Genomic DNA, 17,395 nt, shown 5'->3' with positions numbered 1-17,395 from the left:
ATCACTCCCCCTTGTCACGCTGTACTGACTTAGAGAAGAAAATGCCCAAGCGCACTGACCTCAAGACCATCCTCATCATCGGTGCCGGCCCGATCGTCATCGGCCAGGCCTGTGAGTTCGATTACTCCGGCGCCCAGGCCTGCAAGGCCCTGCGAGATGAGGGCTACCGCGTGGTGCTGGTCAACAGCAATCCGGCCACGATCATGACCGACCCGGAGATGGCCGACGCCGTCTACATCGAGCCGATCAACTGGCAGACCGTCGAGAAGATCATCGCCAAGGAAAAGCCCGACGCGCTGCTGCCGACCATGGGTGGCCAGACCGCGCTGAACTGCGCGCTGGACCTGGCCGATCACGGCGTGCTGGAGAAGTACAACGTCGAGCTGATCGGCGCCAAGCGCGATGCGATCCGCATGGCCGAAGACCGCGAACTGTTCCGCGTGGCGATGAGCGAGATCGGCCTGGAGTGCCCGACCGCTGCCGTTGCCCACACCCTGGACGAAGCGCTGGAGATCCAGACCCGCGTCGGCTATCCGACCATCATCCGCCCCAGCTTCACCCTGGGCGGCAGTGGCGGCGGCATCGCCTACAACCGCGAAGAGCTGATCGAGATCGTCAACCGCGGCCTGGAACTGTCGCCGACCACCGAAGTGCTGGTCGAAGAGTCGGTGCTGGGCTGGAAGGAATTCGAGATGGAAGTGGTCCGCGATACCGCGGACAACTGCATCATCGTCTGCTCGATCGAAAACCTGGACCCGATGGGCGTGCACACCGGTGACTCGATCACCGTGGCCCCGGCGCAGACCCTGACCGACAAGGAATACCAGCGCCTGCGCGATGCCTCCATCGCCGTGCTGCGCAAGATCGGCGTGGATACCGGTGGTTCGAACGTGCAGTTCGGCATCAACCCGGGCACCGGCCGCGTGGTGGTGATCGAGATGAACCCGCGCGTGTCGCGTTCCTCGGCGCTGGCGTCCAAGGCCACCGGCTTCCCGATCGCCAAGGTCGCCGCCAAGCTGGCCGTGGGCTACACCCTGGACGAACTGAAGAACGAGATCACCGGCGGCCTGACCCCGGCCTCGTTCGAGCCGTCCATCGACTACGTCGTCACCAAGATTCCGCGCTTTGCTTTCGAGAAGTTCCCGGCCGCCGATGCACGCCTGACCACCCAGATGAAGTCGGTGGGCGAGGTGATGGCGATGGGCCGCACCTTCCAGGAATCGATGCAGAAGGCCCTGCGTGGCCTGGAAACCGGCAAGGTCGGCTTCGACCCGACCGGCCTGGACCTGGCCAGCGAAGACGACCTGCAGACCCTGCGCCGCGAGCTGAAGGCGCCGGGTCCGGAGCGCCTGTTCTTCGTCGCCGACGCGTTCCGCGCCGGCATGAGCGTGGAGGACATCTTCAAGCTGTCCTACATCGATCCGTGGTTCCTGGACCAGATCGAAGAAATCATCGCCGCCGAGACCCAGGTCGCGGCCGATGGGATCGATGCACTGGATGCGGCGCGCCTGCGCAAGCTCAAGCGTGCCGGCTTCTCCGACGCCCGCCTGGCCCAGCTGACCGGCACCAACGAAGCGGCCGTGCGTGCGCTGCGTCGCGCACACAAGGTGCGCCCGGTGTACAAGCGCGTGGACTCCTGTGCCGCCGAGTTCTCCACCAGCACTGCCTACCTGTACTCGACCTATGAGGACGAGTGTGAAGCCGCGCCGAGCAACCGCGACAAGATCATGATCCTCGGCGGTGGCCCGAACCGCATCGGCCAGGGCATCGAGTTCGACTACTGCTGCGTGCACGCGGCACTGGCGCTGCGCGAGGATGGCTATGAAACCATCATGGTCAACTGCAACCCGGAAACCGTGTCGACCGACTACGACACCTCCGACCGCCTGTACTTCGAGCCGCTGACCCTGGAAGACGTGCTGGAAATCGTCGAGCTGGAGCAGCCGAAGGGCGTGATCGTGCAGTACGGCGGCCAGACCCCGCTGAAGCTGGCTCGCGCGCTGGAAGCCAACGGCGTGCCGGTGATCGGCACAAGCCCGGACTCGATCGACCTGGCCGAAGACCGCGAGCGCTTCCAGCAGCTGGTGGACAACCTGGGCCTGAAGCAGCCGCCGAACCGCATTGCCCGCAACGACCAGGAAGCCCTGCTGCTGGCGCGCGAGATCGGTTACCCGCTGGTGGTGCGCCCGAGCTACGTGCTGGGTGGGCGCGCGATGGAAATCGTCTACGGCGAATCCGATCTGGCCCGCTACGTGCGTGACGCGGTGAAGGTGTCCAACGATTCGCCGGTGCTGCTGGATCGCTTCCTCGACAACGCCGTCGAGTGCGACGTGGACATCATCGCCGACGCCCAGGGCAACGTCCTGATCGGTGGCGTGATGGAGCACATCGAAGAGGCTGGCGTGCACTCGGGCGATTCCTCCTGCTCGCTGCCGCCTTACTCGCTGTCGGCTGAAACCCAGGCCGAGCTGCGTCGCCAGGTGGTCGAGCTGGCCAAGGCCCTGAACGTGGTGGGCCTGATGAACACCCAGTTCGCGATCCAGACCGATGAGGAAGGCAACGACACCATCTTCCTGCTGGAAGTGAATCCGCGTGCCTCGCGCACCGTGCCCTTCGTGTCCAAGGCCACCGGCATGCCGCTGGCCAAGATCGCGGCGCGCTGCATGGCGGGCAAGACCCTGGAAGAGCAGGGCGCCACCAAGGAAATCGTGCCGGACTACTACTCGGTGAAGGAAGCGATCTTCCCGTTCGCCAAGTTCCAGGGCGTCGACCCGATCCTCGGGCCGGAGATGCGCTCCACCGGTGAGGTGATGGGCGTGGGCCGCAGCTTCAACGCCGCCTTTGCGCGCGCGCAGGAAGCCGGTGGCATCAAGGCGCCGCCAGTGGGCAAGGCGTTCGTGTCGGTGCGCGACCCGGACAAGAAGCGCGTGCTGCCGGTGGCCAAGGCCCTGCTGGCGCGTGGCTACAGCCTGGTTGCCACCCGTGGCACCGCAGCGTGGCTGCAGCAGCACGGCATGGACTGCGAGATCATCAACAAGGTGGTCGAGGGTCGCCCGCACATCGTCGATTCGATCAAGAACGGCGAGATCGTCTATATCGTCAACACGACCGAAGGCCGTGCCGCGATCAACGACTCGTTCTCGATCCGTCGCGAGGCACTGCAGCACCGTGTCACCTATTCGACCACCATTGCCGGTGCCAAGGCGCTGGTGGATTCACTGGAATTCCGCGGTACCGGCCCGGTCTGGTCGCTGCAGGAACTGCACAAGGAGTTGAACGCATGAGAGCACCCATCACGATGAAGGGCGCGCAGCGTCTGCGCGACGAACTGGATCACCTGAAGTCGGTCAAGCGTCCGAAGGTGATCGCCGCGATCGCCGAAGCGCGCGAGCACGGCGACCTGAAGGAGAACGCCGAGTACCACGCCGCGCGCGAGGAACAGGGCTTCATCGAAGGCCGCATCAAGCAGCTGGAAGGCGAGCTGTCACACGCCGAGATCATCGACGTGAGCAAGCTCAATGCAGGCTCCAAGGTGGTATTCGGGGCCAGCGTGATCCTGGCCGACGTGGAATCGGACGAAGAGAAGAAGTACCAGATCGTTGGTGATCTGGAAGCGGACATCAAACTCGGCCTGATCGCGATTTCCTCGCCGGTCGCCCGCGCGATGATCGGCAAGCTGGAAGGTGACTCGATCGTGATCGATGCGCCGGCCGGCCAGCGCGAGTACGAGATCGTCAGCGTCAGCTACCAGGACTGATCCGTGGCGACGGCAACCCTGCTGTTGCCGGCACGCAGCCGCTTTGCGGTGGCTGCATTGCCGGATGACGTGGCGCGCGCCCTGGGCCGCGCCACCACCTCGCAGGGCGACGCCGGTGAACGCGCGCAGCTGCTGCGCCACTTCACGGTGGCCGCGCCGCACTGGCCGGTGGCCGCATTGACCCGCCAGCGTGACGTCGGTGATGCCGCCGGCGCCTGCTGGCTGCGTGCCGATCCGGCCTGCATGGTGCCGGACATGCATGGCGCGCGGATGATGGGCCACGGCGAAACGCTGCGGCCCAGCCTGGCCGATACGCTGGCGTTGCTGCCCGTGCTGCAGCCGCTGTTTGCGGATGCAGGCTTCGTGCTGGATGCACCCGATCCGTCACGCTGGTACCTGCGCCTGCCCATCGGTACTGAACTGCCGGAGTTCGACAGCCCCGACGAGGTGCTGGGTGATGACCTGTTCTCGCACCTGCCGCCGGGCGAGGCGGGCCGTCGCTGGCGCGCACTGATGACCGAAGCGCAGGTGCTGCTGCACACCCACTCGTGGAACCAGCAGCGCGCCGCGCAGGGCCAGCAGCCGATCAATTCGCTGTGGTTCTGGGGTGGTGGCGTGATGCCGGTATCGGTGGCCACGCCGCACGCGCAGGTGCGCAGCCGCGATGCGCTGCTGCAGGGCCTGGCCCAGGCCGCAGGTGTCGCGGTGGATGGCGAGCAGTCGGTCGATGCACTGGTCGACCTGCGCCAGCTGCGCTCGCTGCAGCAGCTGGGCAACGATGCAATCCGGCCGCTGCTGGCCGCGCTCAAGCGTGGCGAGCTGCAGCGGCTGGTGCTGGATTTCGAGGACGGCCTGCAGTTCCAGCTGGATCGCGGCCAGCGCTGGCAGTTCTGGAAGAAGCCACGGCAGCTTCACGACGCCTGACGTGGTGGTAGCGCCGGGCCATGCCCGGCGGATGCCCTAGCGCGATTCCGTAACGTAGGTCGGCAGTTGCCAGTGGCGCTGACCGGCGCCCAGGCAGTGCCGGCCGACGAAGGTTGCCGCCAGCACCAGGCGGGCTCCATCCCAGGCCCAATGCCGGTCTGTCCCGCAGCGGTCCGTAGCGCTTGCAAAGCCTTCTTCAAGGAACACGGCATGCGGGTAGAGCGGGAACAGCGTGGATGCGGTGATCGGCACGGGCGCAAAGGGCGGTCGGTCGCGGATCACCCAGCTGCCGGCTGGCCGGATGTAGCGGCCGGTCGTGCAGTTCAACATCGCCAGCACATGCGTTGCATCGATCCGCTCGATGCGCAGGTAGCGGGAAGAGGCTGCAGCGCAACCCGCGCCGGCCTCGGCGCGGGGTAGCAGCGCTTGCAGTAGATCGGCACGTTCGGCCAGCGCGGCATCCTCGTCGTGGGCTTCAACCAGCAGCGGTGGCGGCACCAGGCGAGGTGCCACCCGTGCGGCCGGCACCTGCGATTCCGGCCGCAAACCCTTGCCCACCAACGCCCCTGGGGTGTGCAAGCGGCCCTGTGCCTCGTCCATCTTCAGCAGCAGTGCGGCATTACCGTTCTCTGCCAGTGGCCATGCCTGGCCCGCCGTGTCGGTCATCCTGACCGGCCGCCCGCGCACCAGTGCATCCAGCAGCGCCTGCGCATGTGGTGGTGCCAGAGCCAGGCCGGCCTCAAGCGCATCCACCGGGCCGATATCACCCAGGTCCGCGCCATCCACATGCAGCCGCAGCCGGCCCTCTGGATGCACCCGCGGGCTGCGGGGCGCGCCGTCACTGCCATCAGCCAGCGACAATCGCGCCGTCACGGGGGTGTCTGGTCCAGCGGCACGCTCGATGAGCACGCCCAGCATCAACGCGGCCGGTGGGCCGAACGCCACCATCCGGCAGGTGCCTGTGTTATCGCATGCCAGGTGTCCGTTCTGTTCAAGGAACGTGAACTGCGCGGGCGTGCCGGCGAAGCTGACAGGTGCCAGCGTCAGTGACGCCAGCGCCAGTAGAGGAAATCGAAGCGTAGTCATGTTCCAGGTTTCCGGGTCAGCGGACCGTGCTGACAAGCGTCGGCAGCGTCCAGTGCCCGCCCGCCACGCCACGACACAGACCGGTACTGAACGCACTGCTTGGCTGGAATCTGCGGCCATCCCAGGCCCAGTCCCAGCCGGAAACGCAGTCGCCGATGCCGCGGCCCTTGTAGCGCGCGTACAACGTGCGATCGGAGCGCGAGAAGCCTTCTGCCTCCAGCGTGACCGTCTCAGGTGCGAACGGCGGCTGATCGCGCGCGATCCAGAAGCCATTGCTGTAGTTGTACGCGCCCATCTGGCACAACGCCTGCACCAGCACGTGGTGGTCGTCCAACCGCTCGATCACCATTTCCGGTGTTCCCTCGTACTCGATCAGGCGCGGACAGTCGTCGTTGTCGCCGAGCGTGGCAATCAGCGCGTCGCGCAGCGCTTCGCTGCTGCCCAGCCCGCTATCGCCGGGGCGGCCGGCCGCCAGCACACCGCGCACGATCACCGGCTTGGCCACTGCGGCGGGCACGCTCGCTTCGGCACGCGTGCCGCGGCGTACCAGCGCACCGGGCGTGCCCACGCGCCCTTGGACCTCGTCCATTTTCAGCAGCACCGCGGCGGCACCACGATCGGAAATCGGCCAGCGCGTGCCCCTGCTGTCGATCACCTCGATGCGTGCCTGGCCGGGCAGGGCGGCCAGCAGGCCTTCTACCTGCGTCGGCCGCAGCATCACTGCTTCGTCGGCCCCGGTGTCCTGCACTGGGCCCAGATCACGACCGTTCACGTGCAGGCGCATTGAACCTTCAGGCACTGCACTTTCGCCATCCTCGCCGACCCGCAGCCGCGCCTTCACCGCCGTGCCGGGGCCGCCGGCACGTTCCAGCATCAGGCCCAGCAGGCTGTCCGCCTTTTCAGGGCTGTAGCCGGCTGCACGGCAGGTGCCGGTGTTGTCGCAGGCCAGGAACCAGTCGTGGTGTACGAACTCGATACCGGGGGTTGGCGGCGTGTTTGCGGCCTGGGAAGCAAGTGGCAGCAGGAGGCTGGCAAGCAGTACGGACAGCAGGCGGTACATGGCGAATTCCGTTTCAGAAGCGAACAAGCATGGGCGATCGCCACGCTTGCGCCAAGCCCGGAAGAGCCTGGCGAGCCGAGCGGGGTATCATGCGCGGGTCTTCCGCAACCCGGCGATGCCGATGTCCCTTGCCGCCGATGCTGCGCTGCCGTCTTCCGATACGCCGATGATCCGCCGTCGCGATGCAGTCGCGCCCGGTAGCTGGCCGGAGGGCACGCTGCCGCTGCTGGCACGCCTGTATGCCGCACGTGGTGCGCACACGCCGGAGCTGGCCCTGCCCAAGCTCGGCAACCTGCATGCGCCGGAACTGCTGACCGGCATCGACGCGGCAGTGGACCTGCTGGTGCAAGCCATCGCCGCCGACAAGCGCATCCTGGTAGTCGGTGATTTCGACTGCGACGGCGCCACCGCCTGCGCGGTCGGTGTGCGCGGGCTGCGCATGCTCGGCGCGCAACATGTCTTCCACGCAGTGCCCAACCGCATGGTGCACGGCTATGGTCTGTCGCCGTCACTGGTGGACGAGCTGGCTGCGCTGCAGCCGGATCTGCTGGTCACCGTCGACCACGGCATTGCCTGCCATGCCGGCGTGACCGCGGCCAAGGCGCGTGGCTGGCAGGTGCTGGTGACCGATCACCATCTGCCCGGTCCACAGCTGCCACCGGCCGATGTCATCGTCGACCCCAACCTCGACGGCGACGCCTTCCCCAGCAAGGCGCTGGCCGGTGTCGGCGTGATCTTCTACGTGCTGATGGCGCTGCGCCGGCAGATGCGCGAAGCGGGGGTATTTGCCGATGGCAAAGGGCCGGACCTGACCACGCTGCTGGACCTGGTGGCGGTGGGCACAGTGGCCGACCTGGTGGTGCTCGATGCCAACAATCGCGCCCTGGTCAGCGCGGGATTGCGCCGGCTGCGCAATGGCCAGGGCTGCGTCGGCCTGAAGGCATTGATCGAGGCCAGCGGCCGCGATGCTGCACGCTTGACCGCCACCGACATCGGCTTCGGGCTTGGCCCGCGCTTGAACGCGGCCGGTCGGCTGGAAGACATGGCATTGGGTATCGCCCTGCTGCTCACCGAAGATCCGCGGCAGGCCCGCGACATCGCGCAGACGCTGGAACAGATCAACGCCGAGCGGCGTGCGGTCCAGCAGTCGATGACCGATGACGCCGAACACGCGCTGTCGCGGGTGGTGCTCGATACCGCAGGCCAGCGCCCGGTGGCGGCCTGCTTGTTCGATGCTGATTGGCACCCCGGCGTGGTTGGCCTGGTTGCTTCAAAGATGAAGGATCGCCTGCATCGGCCGGTGATCGCGTTCGCGCCGGCCGAGCCGGGCGCCGACACCCTGCGCGGCTCGGCGCGTTCGATCGCCGGCCTGCATATCCGTGATGCGCTGGCGCTGGTCGATGCACGCCATCCCGGCTTGATCGAGCGCTTCGGCGGTCACGCGATGGCCGCCGGGTTGAGCATGCGCCTGGATCATCTGGCTGCCTTCGAAGCCGCGTTCGTCGCCACCGTGCTGGAAATGCTCGACCCGGCTGCACTGCAGCAGCAGGTGCTCAGCGACGGCGAACTGGCCGCGGACGAACTCGATCATCGCCATGCCGATGCGCTGCGTTTGGCGGGTCCATGGGGGCAGGGCTTTCCCGAGCCGCTGTTCGATGGCCACTTCGAAGTGGCCAACTGGCGCGTGCTGAAGGAGCGTCATCTGAAGCTGGAACTGCGCCTGCCCGGCGTACCCGGCACGATCAACGCGATCCATTTCGGCGGCTGGCACGGCAATGCGCCCGGTCGCCACGTGCATCTCGCCTACCGGCTCGCCTGCGATGACTATCGTGGCGGCGCCGCCATCCAGCTGATCGTCGAGCACTGCCTGCCGGCGTAGTCCATGCCGGGCATGGCCCGGCGCTATCGCTTCGGAAGGGTCAGCGTACGTCGGTCACCCGCGTCGGCAGTTCCCAGGTACCCCCGGGAACGCCGCGGCACAGGCCGCCACTGATCGCCGAGGTCGCGACGAAGCGGGTGCCATCCCACGTCCACGTTTCATCCGACACGCAGTCGGCCAGACCGCGGCCCTTGTGCGAGGCGACGATCTGTCCGTCGCCGTAGTCGATCGCGTCGCTGGTCACCCATTGCGGCTGGTAGGGCGCTTTCTCACCGATGACCCAGTAACCATCACCGGTGTTGTAGGCCGCGCGCCAGCAGGGGACGTTGACCAGCAGATGCTTGGTGTCCAGGCGCTGGATCTGCAGTGGTGAATTGCTGATCGGAAGATCCGGGTCGGTGTCGAGCAGGCCTTCGCAGCTGGGTTCTTCCAGAGTGGCGCGCAGCGCCGCACGCAGCGCCGGCGAGGCGGCCAGCTTGGAAAACGCCGGGTCGTCCGGTGGCGTCGACAGCGTCGGTGCCTTGCGCACCACGGGTTTGGCAACGGCGGCAGGCACGCTGCTTTCGGCAGCGGCCCCCTTGCGCATCACCGCGCCCGGCGTGCCCACGCGGCCCTGGAACTCGTCGGTCTTCAACAGCACAGCCGCTGCGCCCTTGTCCGACAGCGGCCACGTGTGGCCGGCGGCATCGACAACCGCGATGCCACCATCGCGCACCAGCGCGGACAGCACTGCGCTGGTCTGTGCCGCGCTGAGCACATGGACACCCGGCTCCGTGGCCGGCGCCAGCACACCGAGGTCACGCTGCTGGATGCGCAGGTGCAGCGCGCCCTTGGGCTGCGGCTGGTCATCGATCGGCTGCAACGACAGCCGACCGCTGATGGCCTGATTGGGGCCGCCCGCCCGGGTCAGCAGCACGCTCAGGGTGCTGTCATCGCCACTGGCGTAGCCGGCCGCGCGGCACGTGCGCGTGTTGTCGCAGGCCACGACCCAGTCGTGATGCTGGAAATAGAGGCCTGCAGGCGCATCGACGGCGCCGGCGGCCAACGGCCAGCACAGGGCCAGCAGGGTGGGAAGCAGGGGAGAACGCATGGGCATCCTTGCACGGGATCGGGAAGTCGCACATGGTGCGCCCAGTGGCAGCGAAGAACCAGCATCGAATCACGTTAACCCCGTCCTCCCGGTTGGTGCGTTCAAGCAGTCACGATCCCACTGGAGTCCTGTCATGGTCTTCGCCCGTTGCTGCACCGTACTGCTGTTGGCCCTGGCAAGCTGGCCGGCACTGCCCCAGGCGTCGCGGCGTCCGGCACCGCCGATGACGTCCACACCGCTGCTGATCGCGCCCGCCGCCGAACAGCCCGTGCAACTGCGACATGCCCGCATCGAAGGCGAGGTCCAGGCCGGTATCGCCCAGACCCGTATCACCCTGGAGTTCCATAACCCCAACCAGCGCGTGCTGGAAGGTGAGCTGCAGTTCCCGCTGGCCGAGGGCCAGCAGATCACGGGGTTCGCCCTGGACATCAACGGCGAGTTGCGCGAGGCAGTACCGGTGCCCAAGGACCGCGGTCGTCAGGTGTTCGAGGAGATCGCCCGTCGTGGCGTCGACCCGGGCCTGCTGGAGCAGACCGCCGGCAACCAGTTCCGGCTGCGCGTGTATCCGCTGCCGGCCGGCGGCAGCCGCCGCGTGCAGTTGGTCGTACGCGAGCCGCTGGCATATGCCGGGCAGGGCTGGCGTTGGACACTGCCGCTGCAGTTCGTCGCCGGCGCCGCAGCCGTCGAACTGGACGTGCGGGCACCGAAGGGGGCTGAGGCAGGAAGCGCGCCGTTCCGCATCGCCGATGGCCGCCTGCACTGGCAAGGACGTGGCGCGCAGTTGCCGGCCCAGCTGCAATGGACGCTGCCGGCCGAGCGCAAGGCACAGGTGCAGGTTGCGCGCTGGCAGGACGGTCACTACCTGTTGGCGCAGCTGCCGGTGCCGACGTCGACCGCGCCGCGCCGTGTGCCGTCGGAAGTGGGGCTGCTGTGGGACGGTTCGGGTTCCGCAGGCCAGCGCGACCGCACCCGCGAGTTCGCGCTGCTGGATCGCTACTTTGCTGCGATGGGCGAGGGCAACGTCGCGCTGACCGTGCTGCGTGATCGCGCCGAGCCCGTGCGTCATTTCCGTATACGCAGCGGTGACTGGAGTGAACTGCGGCGCGCGTTGATGGCGGTGCAGCCGGATGGCGCCAGCGCGCTGGCGCAGTGGCAGCCGCAGCCCTCGGTGAAGGAGTACCTGATGGTCAGCGACGGCCTGCTGACCTATGGGCCGGAAGCACTGCCGGCGTTGGCCGCCGATCAGCGCCTGTTTGCGGTCAGCAGTGCCGGCGCACGCACCGATGCCACCCGCCTGCGCGGTTGGAGCGAGGCGCATGCTGGCAGTTTCGTGGCGCTCGGCAGCGATATCGATGCCGCTGCACGGGAGCTGCTGTCGATGCCGCTGGATGTCCAGATCGATGCCGGCCGTGGCGTGCAGGACGTGGTGGTCGACCGCCGCAGCCAGGCCCAGGGCTGGCTGTGGTTGCATGCGCGGTTGGCGGCCGAAGGTGTGCCGATGCGGGTGCGCATTGCCGGTGGGCAATGGCAGGCACTGCCGGAGAGCTCCACCAGCGCCGATGGCGATCTGCTGGCCGGCCTGTGGGCACAGGCACGCCTGCAGCAGTTGTCGACCGATCGGCGCGGCAATCGCGAGGCGATGCAGCGCCTGTCGCAGCAGTTCAGCCTGGTGGGCCCGGACACTTCACTGATCGTGCTGGAAACGCTGGACGACTACCTGCGCTACGCGATCCGCCCCGCAGGTGCCTTGCGCGCCCAGTACGACCAGCGCTTCGCACGCCAGGTTGCAGATCGCGATGCCGCCGACCGTCAGCGCCTGGACAAGGTGGTGACGCAGTGGCAGCAGCGCCAGCAATGGTGGAGCCGCAGTTGGCCGAAGGGCATGCGCGTGCAGGCGAAGGCGCTGGAAGTGGTCGGTCAGGACGCGTACGCGGCTGCCCCGGTGGCGATGCTCGCCGCGCCTCCTCCCGCGCCAGCGCCGATGGCCGTTGCCGCCGAGCAGCGGGCGGAGTCCAGCAGCGCGCGCGCCCGTCGATCGCCGCCGCGGCAGGCACCTGCCGGCCTGGAGGCCGCGATGGATGCCGTTGCCATCGAACCCACGGCGTCCAATGCACCGGCCGCCGCCAATGACGGCCAGCTGGGAATCCGGTTGGCTGCCTGGCAATCGGATTCGCCGGTCGCCCGCCGCCTGCGCCAGGGGCCGTCGTCGCAGCTGTACGACCGCTATCTGGCCGAGCGCGCTGCGAACGCCAACAGCAGTGCGTTCTTCCTCGACGTGGCCGACCTGTTGATCGAACAGGGGCAGCGCGATCTTGCCCTGCGCGTGCTGTCCAACCTGGCCGAGATGGAGCTGGACAACCGCCATCTGCTGCGCGTTCTCGGCTATCGCCTGCTGCAGGCCGATGCACCCGCACTGGCGGTGCCGGTGTTCGAGCAGGTGCTGGCGATGGGGCAGGAGGAACCGCAGAGCTTCCGTGATCTGGGCCTGGCGCTGGCCGCAGCGGGCAAGCCGCAGCAGGCGCTGGCGCCGCTGTACCAGGTGGTCGTGCGGCCGTGGGATGGTCGTTTCGACGGCATCGCGCTGATCGCCCTGGATGAACTGACCAACCTGGTGGCCGGCAGCAAGCCGCGCCTGGATACCACCGGCATCGACCCGCGCCTGCTGCAGGCGATGCCGCTGGACCTGCGCGTGGTGCTGGCCTGGGATGCCGACAACAGCGACATGGACCTGTGGGTCACCGACCCGAACGGCGAGCGTGCGTACTACGGCAACCGCCTGACCTACCAGGGTGGGCAGATGTCGCAGGACTTCACCGGTGGCTATGGTCCGGAACAGTTCTCGCTGCGCAACGCCAAGCCGGGCAAGTACAAGGTGGAGGCGAACTACTTCGGCAGCCGCCAGCAGCTGGTAACCGGTGCGACGACGCTGATGCTGCGCCTGACTACCCATTGGGGCACGCCGAAGCAGAAGGACCAGATGATCACGATGCGGCTGAAGGATCGTGCCGAGACGGTGCTGGTCGGCGAGTTCGAGGTGCGGTAGCGCCGGGCCATGCCCGGCGGCCGGCGCTGTGATCCTGCGTGATGCTCACTGCGCCGTTGCGATCGGCACGCAACCCGAACAGCGGCCGCAGCCAGCGCACACGGCGCACCAGCAGTTCGTGGATCAGCAGGCAGCCGGCGACGGTACCGACCATCACCAGCGCCGGCTCCAGCCACGCACCCAGCTGCAAGGGCCGCAACCAGTACAACAGCACGATCAACACGGTCTGGTGCAGGATGTACCAGCTGAACACCGCCTCGCGGCAGTAGCTCAAGCCACGCCATGGCCGGGCCAGCAGGACCTGCGCCCATCCGAAGAGGGCCAGCAGGGAACACCAGGTGTACAGCGCTCGGCCAACGCGCTCGGTCTGCGCCCACGGCAGCGCCAGCACCCACTGCGGCAGATCGCCAACATCGGGCATCCGCGCCAGTGCACGGATGCCCAGTTCGACAGTCAGCCCGACAACGGCCAGCATCAGGGTCAACCGCCGGCCGCGCACCAGCAGATCCCAGCCGCGCTGCCAGCGCGCGGCGAGGAAGCCGCCGAGGAACAGGGGCAGCGATTCGGCGTGGACGTACAGGTCATCGACCAGCGCATGGGTTGGCGGGTGGGCGGGCAGGATCACCAGCAGCGCCCACGCCAGCCACAGCACCGGCAGCAGCAGGCCCAGCGTGGCCACCCAGCGGTCGCCCGCAGGCAGGCCCGGCAGGCGGTGGCGCAGCGGCCGCACTACGCTGGCCAACACGATCGCCAGCAGCGTGTAAGGGATCAGATAGGCCAGGTACCACAGGTGGTTCCAGGTGAAGCCATAGGCGGCACCGGTGAAGCTGGCTCCCGGCCACGGCCGGAACTGCCAGTAGCGCCACAGGAATGCACCGAGCCCTGGCGTGACGTCGCCCTTGTCCACCGCTTCACAGTAGGCCTGCAGCGAAACGACCGCGACGATGCCGAACAACAGCGGCAACAACAGCCGCCCGCCGCGCCGCAGCGCGAATCGCCAACGGCTCTGCGCGGGCAGGCACAGGCCCAGTGCAATGCCGGAGATGGCAAACAGCAGCGGCATGCGCCAACGATTCAGCGCGATCATCGGCCATTGCAGCCACTCCGCGGTGTGGACGCTCTTGAGGTGGAAGTCCCATCCGGCCACGTAGGCCATGGCCACGTGGTAGAGGATCAACAGCCCGAAGGCACCGATACGCAGGGTGTCGAGGTCGTGGCGGCGGGTCATGGCGGTATCCGTGTTGGCGTCCTAGCAGAGTGGAAGTCCTTGTGGGCTGTCGCCAGCAGCAAGGGGCGATTGGATGCCCGGCAGGGCCCAATGGCGGAGCTGGGGGACGAATGGCGTGGGTCAGTGGGGCTGTGGTTGGCGATAATCCAGTGATGGATGAGTACAACCAGCAGGACCCGGACGTGCGTGGCGAATCGATGGGCAACGGCAGGCAAGGGCGGCAGGCAGCCGTGTTCTGGGTCGTACTGTTCCTGGGGACGGCGGCGGCCAATGTGCTGGCCAAGGCCATGATGGCGGCGCGCGATGGGCTGCCCTCCCAATGGATGGCGGCCACGATTGACGAGTTCAGCAGTGCGCTGGTGTCGCTGCTGCTGCTGGCGGTGCTGATCCGCGCCGCTTCGCGCTGGCCGCTGCACACCGATACCTGGCGACAGCGCTTGGCGCCGTACCTGTTGGGCGCGGTTGCGTGGTGGCTGCTGCATGTGAGTGCGATGGTCCTGCTGCGCAAGGCCGTCCACGCCGTGCTTGGCAGCCACTACACCTTTGGGGACTGGCCGGCGCAATGGTTCTACGAGTTCTTCAAGGACATCCAGACCTATGCGCTGCTGGTCTCGGCAGTCCATGCCCTGGCCTGGTTCGGCCGCCGCCGCCAGGGTGAAGCGACCCTGCTGGCCGCACCCGACGAGGGGCCTCCGGTCGAGCCGGTCGATCGCCCCGACCATTTCCTTGTGCGCAAGCTGGGCAAGGAGTTCCTGGTGGCCACGGCCGACGTCGAGTACGCCCAGGCCGCCGGCAACTATGTGAACCTGCGGGTGCGCGGGCATGACTACCCGCTGCGGATCACCATGGCAGTGCTGGAGGCGCGGCTGGACCCGGTCCTGTTCCTGCGCAGCCACCGCAGCTGGCTGGTCAACCGTGACCAGCTGCGCTCGATCGAGCCGCTGGATGGGGGCGAGGCCTTGCTGCACATGGCCGATGGGGCCAAGGTACCCTGCAGCCGGCGCCAGCTGCCGTTGCTGCGCCAGGCCTTGGGCGGGTAGGGGCGTGGCAGGGCGGGACCGGCTTCTGCGCCGGTTCACCCCGGCCTGCGGTATCATTTGCAGTCATCTTTTGAATGCATAACCGCCGACATGATCGAACTGAATCCTGTCCGCCAGCGCATCGCCGATCTGACCGATCGCGTGTTGTCGCTCCGGGGGTATCTTTGACTACGACGCCAAGAAAGAGCGTCTTGAGGAAGTAACGCGGGAGCTGGAAAGCCCCGACGTCTGGAACAACGCCGAGTACGCCCAGAACCTGGGGCGCGAGCGCTCGACCCTGGAAAAGACCGTGGGCGGCATCGCCGCGGTGCTGGAAGGCCTGAGCGACGCCACCGAACTGCTGGAGCTGGCCGAGTCCGAGCAGGACGAGGACACCGCGCTGGCCGTGGTGGCCGACCTGGACAAGCACCAGGCGCACGTGGAGAAGCTGGAGTTCCAGCGCATGTTCTCCGGGCAGATGGACACCGCCCCGGCGTTCGTCGACATCCAGGCTGGTGCCGGTGGTACCGAAGCCCAGGACTGGGCCGAGATCCTGCTGCGCATGTACCTGCGCTGGTGTGAATCGCGTGGCTGGAAGACCGAGCTGATGGAAGTGTCCGGTGGCGACGTCGCGGGCATCAAGTCGGCCACGCTCCGCGTGGAAGGCGACTACGCCTACGGCTGGCTGAAGACCGAGACCGGCGTGCACCGCCTGGTGCGCAAGTCGCCGTTCGACTCGGACAACCGCCGCCATACCAGCTTCACCTCGGTGTTCGTGTCGCCGGAAGTGGACAACAACATCGAAATCGACATCAACCCGGCCGATCTGCGTACCGACGTGTACCGCTCGTCCGGTGCCGGTGGTCAGCACGTCAACAAGACCGAGTCGGCGGTGCGTATCACCCACATCCCGACCAACACGGTCGTGGCTTGCCAGACCGGCCGTAGCCAGCACCAGAACCGCGACAACGCGATGAAGATGCTGGCCGCCAAGCTGTACGAGCTGGAGATCCAGAAGCGCAACGCCGAGCGTGATGCGGTGGAAGCCACCAAGTCCGATATCGGCTGGGGCAGCCAGATCCGCAACTACGTGCTCGACCAGAGCCGTATCAAGGACCTGCGCACCGGCATCGAGCGTTCGGATACGCAGAAGGTGCTCGATGGTGACCTTGACGAGTTCGTCGAGGCCAGCCTGAAGGCCGGCCTGGCGGTCGGCTCCAAGCGCATCGATGCCTGATGCGTGCCCGGCGACAGCGGTACCGTCCGCTGCCCGGGCCCTGCGTTGGGGGACGTCTTCGGCGTCCCGCAACGCCGTTGAAACCTGCAGGGCAGGGCAATGATGCGCAGTGAAGCCGAACGCAAGGAACTGGGAGGCTTTCTCAAGGCCTGCCGTGCGCGGGTCGACCCCGCAACGCTGGGGCTGCCAGCCGGCCGCCGACGCACGCCGGGCCTGAAGCGCGAGGAAGTTGCGCTGGCGATCGGGGTCAGCGTCAGCTGGTACACCTGGATCGAGCAGGGCCGCGAAGTGCGCGCCTCGCCCGAGGTGCTGGAGCGCCTGGCGCAGGTACTGCGATTGAGCGACGACGAGCGCGCCTACGCGTTCGCGCTGTCCGGCTATGGCGTGCCGCTGGAATCGCCCGACGAGACGGTAACCGACGGCCTGCGCCAGCTGGTGGAGGCGATGCAGCCGATCCCGGCCTACGTGCGCAATACCCGATTCGACATCCTGGCCTGGAACCCGGCCATTGCCGATCTGTTTGTTGATTACGGTCAGCTGGCGCCGCACGAACGCAACACGCTGCGGCTGATGTTCCTGTATCCGCCGTACCGCACGCTGATCCTCAACTGGGAAGAAATGACCCGCGGGCTGCTGGCCAGCTTCCGCGCGGCGATGGCGCAGGCGCCGGACAAGGCGCCGTTCCTGGCACTGGCCGAGGACATCGGCGCGCACAGCGAGCAGTTCCGCCAGTGGTGGCCGGAGCACGATGTGCGTCGTTTCGACGAAGGTGCGAAGAAGCTGAACCATCCCACGCGCGGTCTGCTGGACCTGCAGTACGTGGCGCTGGTGCCAGAGAGCCGGCACGACCTGTCACTGGTGACCTACCTGCCGCGAAGGTAGGTTGGTCGGCAGGGCTTGCAGCCCTGCACCTGCTGTAGTGCCGGCCGCTGGCCGGCAACCTCAACAGCAACAGCAACAGCGGGCTTTCCGTGGGGTGGCGGGGCGGTGTCGGAGTGCGGGGACGCCGCAAGTACGTCCGTGTAGGATTGGCCGCGGCATCCATGCCGCGGACACCCCGCACTCCGACACC

At 67.5% G+C, this 17,395-nt stretch carries 12 protein-coding genes; 8 read left to right on the top strand and 4 right to left on the bottom strand.

Annotation, left to right across the window (positions count from 1 at the left end; all coding sequences use genetic code 11):
• Positions 1-41: 41 nt before the first annotated feature.
• Genes carB through ABIA73_RS20035 form a run of 3 tightly spaced genes read left to right on the top strand, consistent with a single transcriptional unit; the run spans position 42 to position 4,681 of the window.
• Complete coding sequence (gene carB, locus ABIA73_RS20045; protein ID WP_354276205.1) at positions 42-3,284, top strand: carbamoyl-phosphate synthase large subunit; 3,243 nt, start codon at positions 42-44, stop codon at positions 3,282-3,284.
• 8 nt (positions 3,285-3,292) lie between these two features.
• Entirely contained in the window at positions 3,293-3,757 is a 465-nt protein-coding gene (gene greA / locus ABIA73_RS20040; protein WP_025874725.1) for a transcription elongation factor GreA, read from the top strand.
• 3 nt (positions 3,758-3,760) lie between these two features.
• Positions 3,761-4,681, top strand: coding sequence for a phosphoglycerate mutase (locus ABIA73_RS20035; RefSeq protein ID WP_025874723.1), 921 nt, complete (start codon positions 3,761-3,763; stop codon positions 4,679-4,681).
• A 36-nt stretch (positions 4,682-4,717) separates the two neighbouring features.
• Here ABIA73_RS20035 and ABIA73_RS20030 read toward each other — a convergent pair whose 3' ends face one another.
• Both ABIA73_RS20030 and ABIA73_RS20025 read right to left on the bottom strand, forming a co-directional pair.
• Positions 4,718-5,767: a DUF1176 domain-containing protein gene (locus tag ABIA73_RS20030; RefSeq protein WP_354276204.1), complete on the bottom strand. Its 1,050-nt coding sequence runs from the start codon at positions 5,765-5,767 to the stop codon at positions 4,718-4,720.
• 16 nt (positions 5,768-5,783) lie between these two features.
• Positions 5,784-6,827: a DUF1176 domain-containing protein gene (locus tag ABIA73_RS20025; protein WP_140227032.1), complete on the bottom strand. Its 1,044-nt coding sequence runs from the start codon at positions 6,825-6,827 to the stop codon at positions 5,784-5,786.
• Positions 6,828-6,948: 121 nt separating this feature from the next.
• Here ABIA73_RS20025 and recJ point away from each other — a divergent pair, with 121 nt between their 5' ends.
• A complete protein-coding gene (gene recJ, locus ABIA73_RS20020) occupies positions 6,949-8,706 on the top strand; it encodes a single-stranded-DNA-specific exonuclease RecJ (protein ID WP_032975538.1) in 1,758 nt (585 codons plus the stop codon).
• Positions 8,707-8,746: 40 nt separating this feature from the next.
• Here recJ and ABIA73_RS20015 read toward each other — a convergent pair whose 3' ends face one another.
• Positions 8,747-9,796, bottom strand: a complete 1,050-nt coding sequence (locus ABIA73_RS20015; protein ID WP_279207632.1) for a DUF1176 domain-containing protein — start codon at positions 9,794-9,796, stop codon at positions 8,747-8,749.
• A 133-nt stretch (positions 9,797-9,929) separates the two neighbouring features.
• Between ABIA73_RS20015 and ABIA73_RS20010 the strand changes: the two genes are divergently transcribed.
• A complete protein-coding gene (locus tag ABIA73_RS20010; RefSeq protein WP_354276203.1) occupies positions 9,930-12,839 on the top strand; it encodes a DUF2135 domain-containing protein in 2,910 nt (969 codons plus the stop codon).
• On the opposite strand, the gene ABIA73_RS20005 is transcribed toward ABIA73_RS20010, so the two are convergent.
• Entirely contained in the window at positions 12,778-14,067 is a 1,290-nt protein-coding gene (locus ABIA73_RS20005; protein WP_354276202.1) for an acyltransferase family protein, read from the bottom strand. The genes ABIA73_RS20010 and ABIA73_RS20005 overlap by 62 nt on opposite strands.
• A gap of 197 nt (positions 14,068-14,264) precedes the next feature.
• On the opposite strand from ABIA73_RS20005, the gene ABIA73_RS20000 reads away from it, so the two are divergent.
• The 3 genes from ABIA73_RS20000 to ABIA73_RS19990 all read left to right on the top strand — a co-directional run bounded on the left by ABIA73_RS20000 (position 14,265) and on the right by ABIA73_RS19990 (position 17,205).
• A complete protein-coding gene (locus ABIA73_RS20000) occupies positions 14,265-15,107 on the top strand; it encodes a LytTR family DNA-binding domain-containing protein (RefSeq protein ID WP_248148793.1) in 843 nt (280 codons plus the stop codon).
• 90 nt (positions 15,108-15,197) lie between these two features.
• Positions 15,198-16,323 (top strand): peptide chain release factor 2 gene (gene prfB, locus ABIA73_RS19995; protein ID WP_099818762.1). Its coding sequence is split into 2 segments (ribosomal slippage): positions 15,198-15,272 and positions 15,274-16,323, totalling 1,125 coding nucleotides; the frame shifts between segments, so codons are not numbered across the junction.
• 99 nt (positions 16,324-16,422) lie between these two features.
• Positions 16,423-17,205, top strand: a complete 783-nt coding sequence (locus ABIA73_RS19990) for a helix-turn-helix transcriptional regulator (protein WP_025874707.1) — start codon at positions 16,423-16,425, stop codon at positions 17,203-17,205.
• The last annotated feature ends 190 nt before the right edge of the window (positions 17,206-17,395 follow it).

The sequence above is a fragment of the Stenotrophomonas sp. 2694 genome, assembly GCF_040548715.1.
In the GTDB taxonomy this organism is placed as follows: domain Bacteria; phylum Pseudomonadota; class Gammaproteobacteria; order Xanthomonadales; family Xanthomonadaceae; genus Stenotrophomonas; species Stenotrophomonas indicatrix.
This window is presented reverse-complemented; position numbering and strand designations above follow the sequence as displayed.

What these genes read in the sequence shown, in the direction of transcription:
- ABIA73_RS20000 (WP_248148793.1), top strand. Translation starts at nt 14,265, where the DNA reads ATGGGCAACGGCAGGCAAGGGCGGCAGGCAGCCGTGTTCTGGGTCGTA.
- carB (WP_354276205.1), top strand. Translation starts at nt 42, where the DNA reads ATGCCCAAGCGCACTGACCTCAAGACCATCCTCATCATCGGTGCCGGC.
- recJ (WP_032975538.1), top strand. Translation starts at nt 6,949, where the DNA reads ATGTCCCTTGCCGCCGATGCTGCGCTGCCGTCTTCCGATACGCCGATG.
- ABIA73_RS19990 (WP_025874707.1), top strand. Translation starts at nt 16,423, where the DNA reads ATGATGCGCAGTGAAGCCGAACGCAAGGAACTGGGAGGCTTTCTCAAG.
- ABIA73_RS20025 (WP_140227032.1), bottom strand. Translation starts at nt 6,827, where the DNA reads ATGTACCGCCTGCTGTCCGTACTGCTTGCCAGCCTCCTGCTGCCACTT.
- ABIA73_RS20030 (WP_354276204.1), bottom strand. Translation starts at nt 5,767, where the DNA reads ATGACTACGCTTCGATTTCCTCTACTGGCGCTGGCGTCACTGACGCTG.
- ABIA73_RS20005 (WP_354276202.1), bottom strand. Translation starts at nt 14,067, where the DNA reads ATGACCCGCCGCCACGACCTCGACACCCTGCGTATCGGTGCCTTCGGG.
- ABIA73_RS20010 (WP_354276203.1), top strand. Translation starts at nt 9,930, where the DNA reads ATGGTCTTCGCCCGTTGCTGCACCGTACTGCTGTTGGCCCTGGCAAGC.
- ABIA73_RS20015 (WP_279207632.1), bottom strand. Translation starts at nt 9,796, where the DNA reads ATGCGTTCTCCCCTGCTTCCCACCCTGCTGGCCCTGTGCTGGCCGTTG.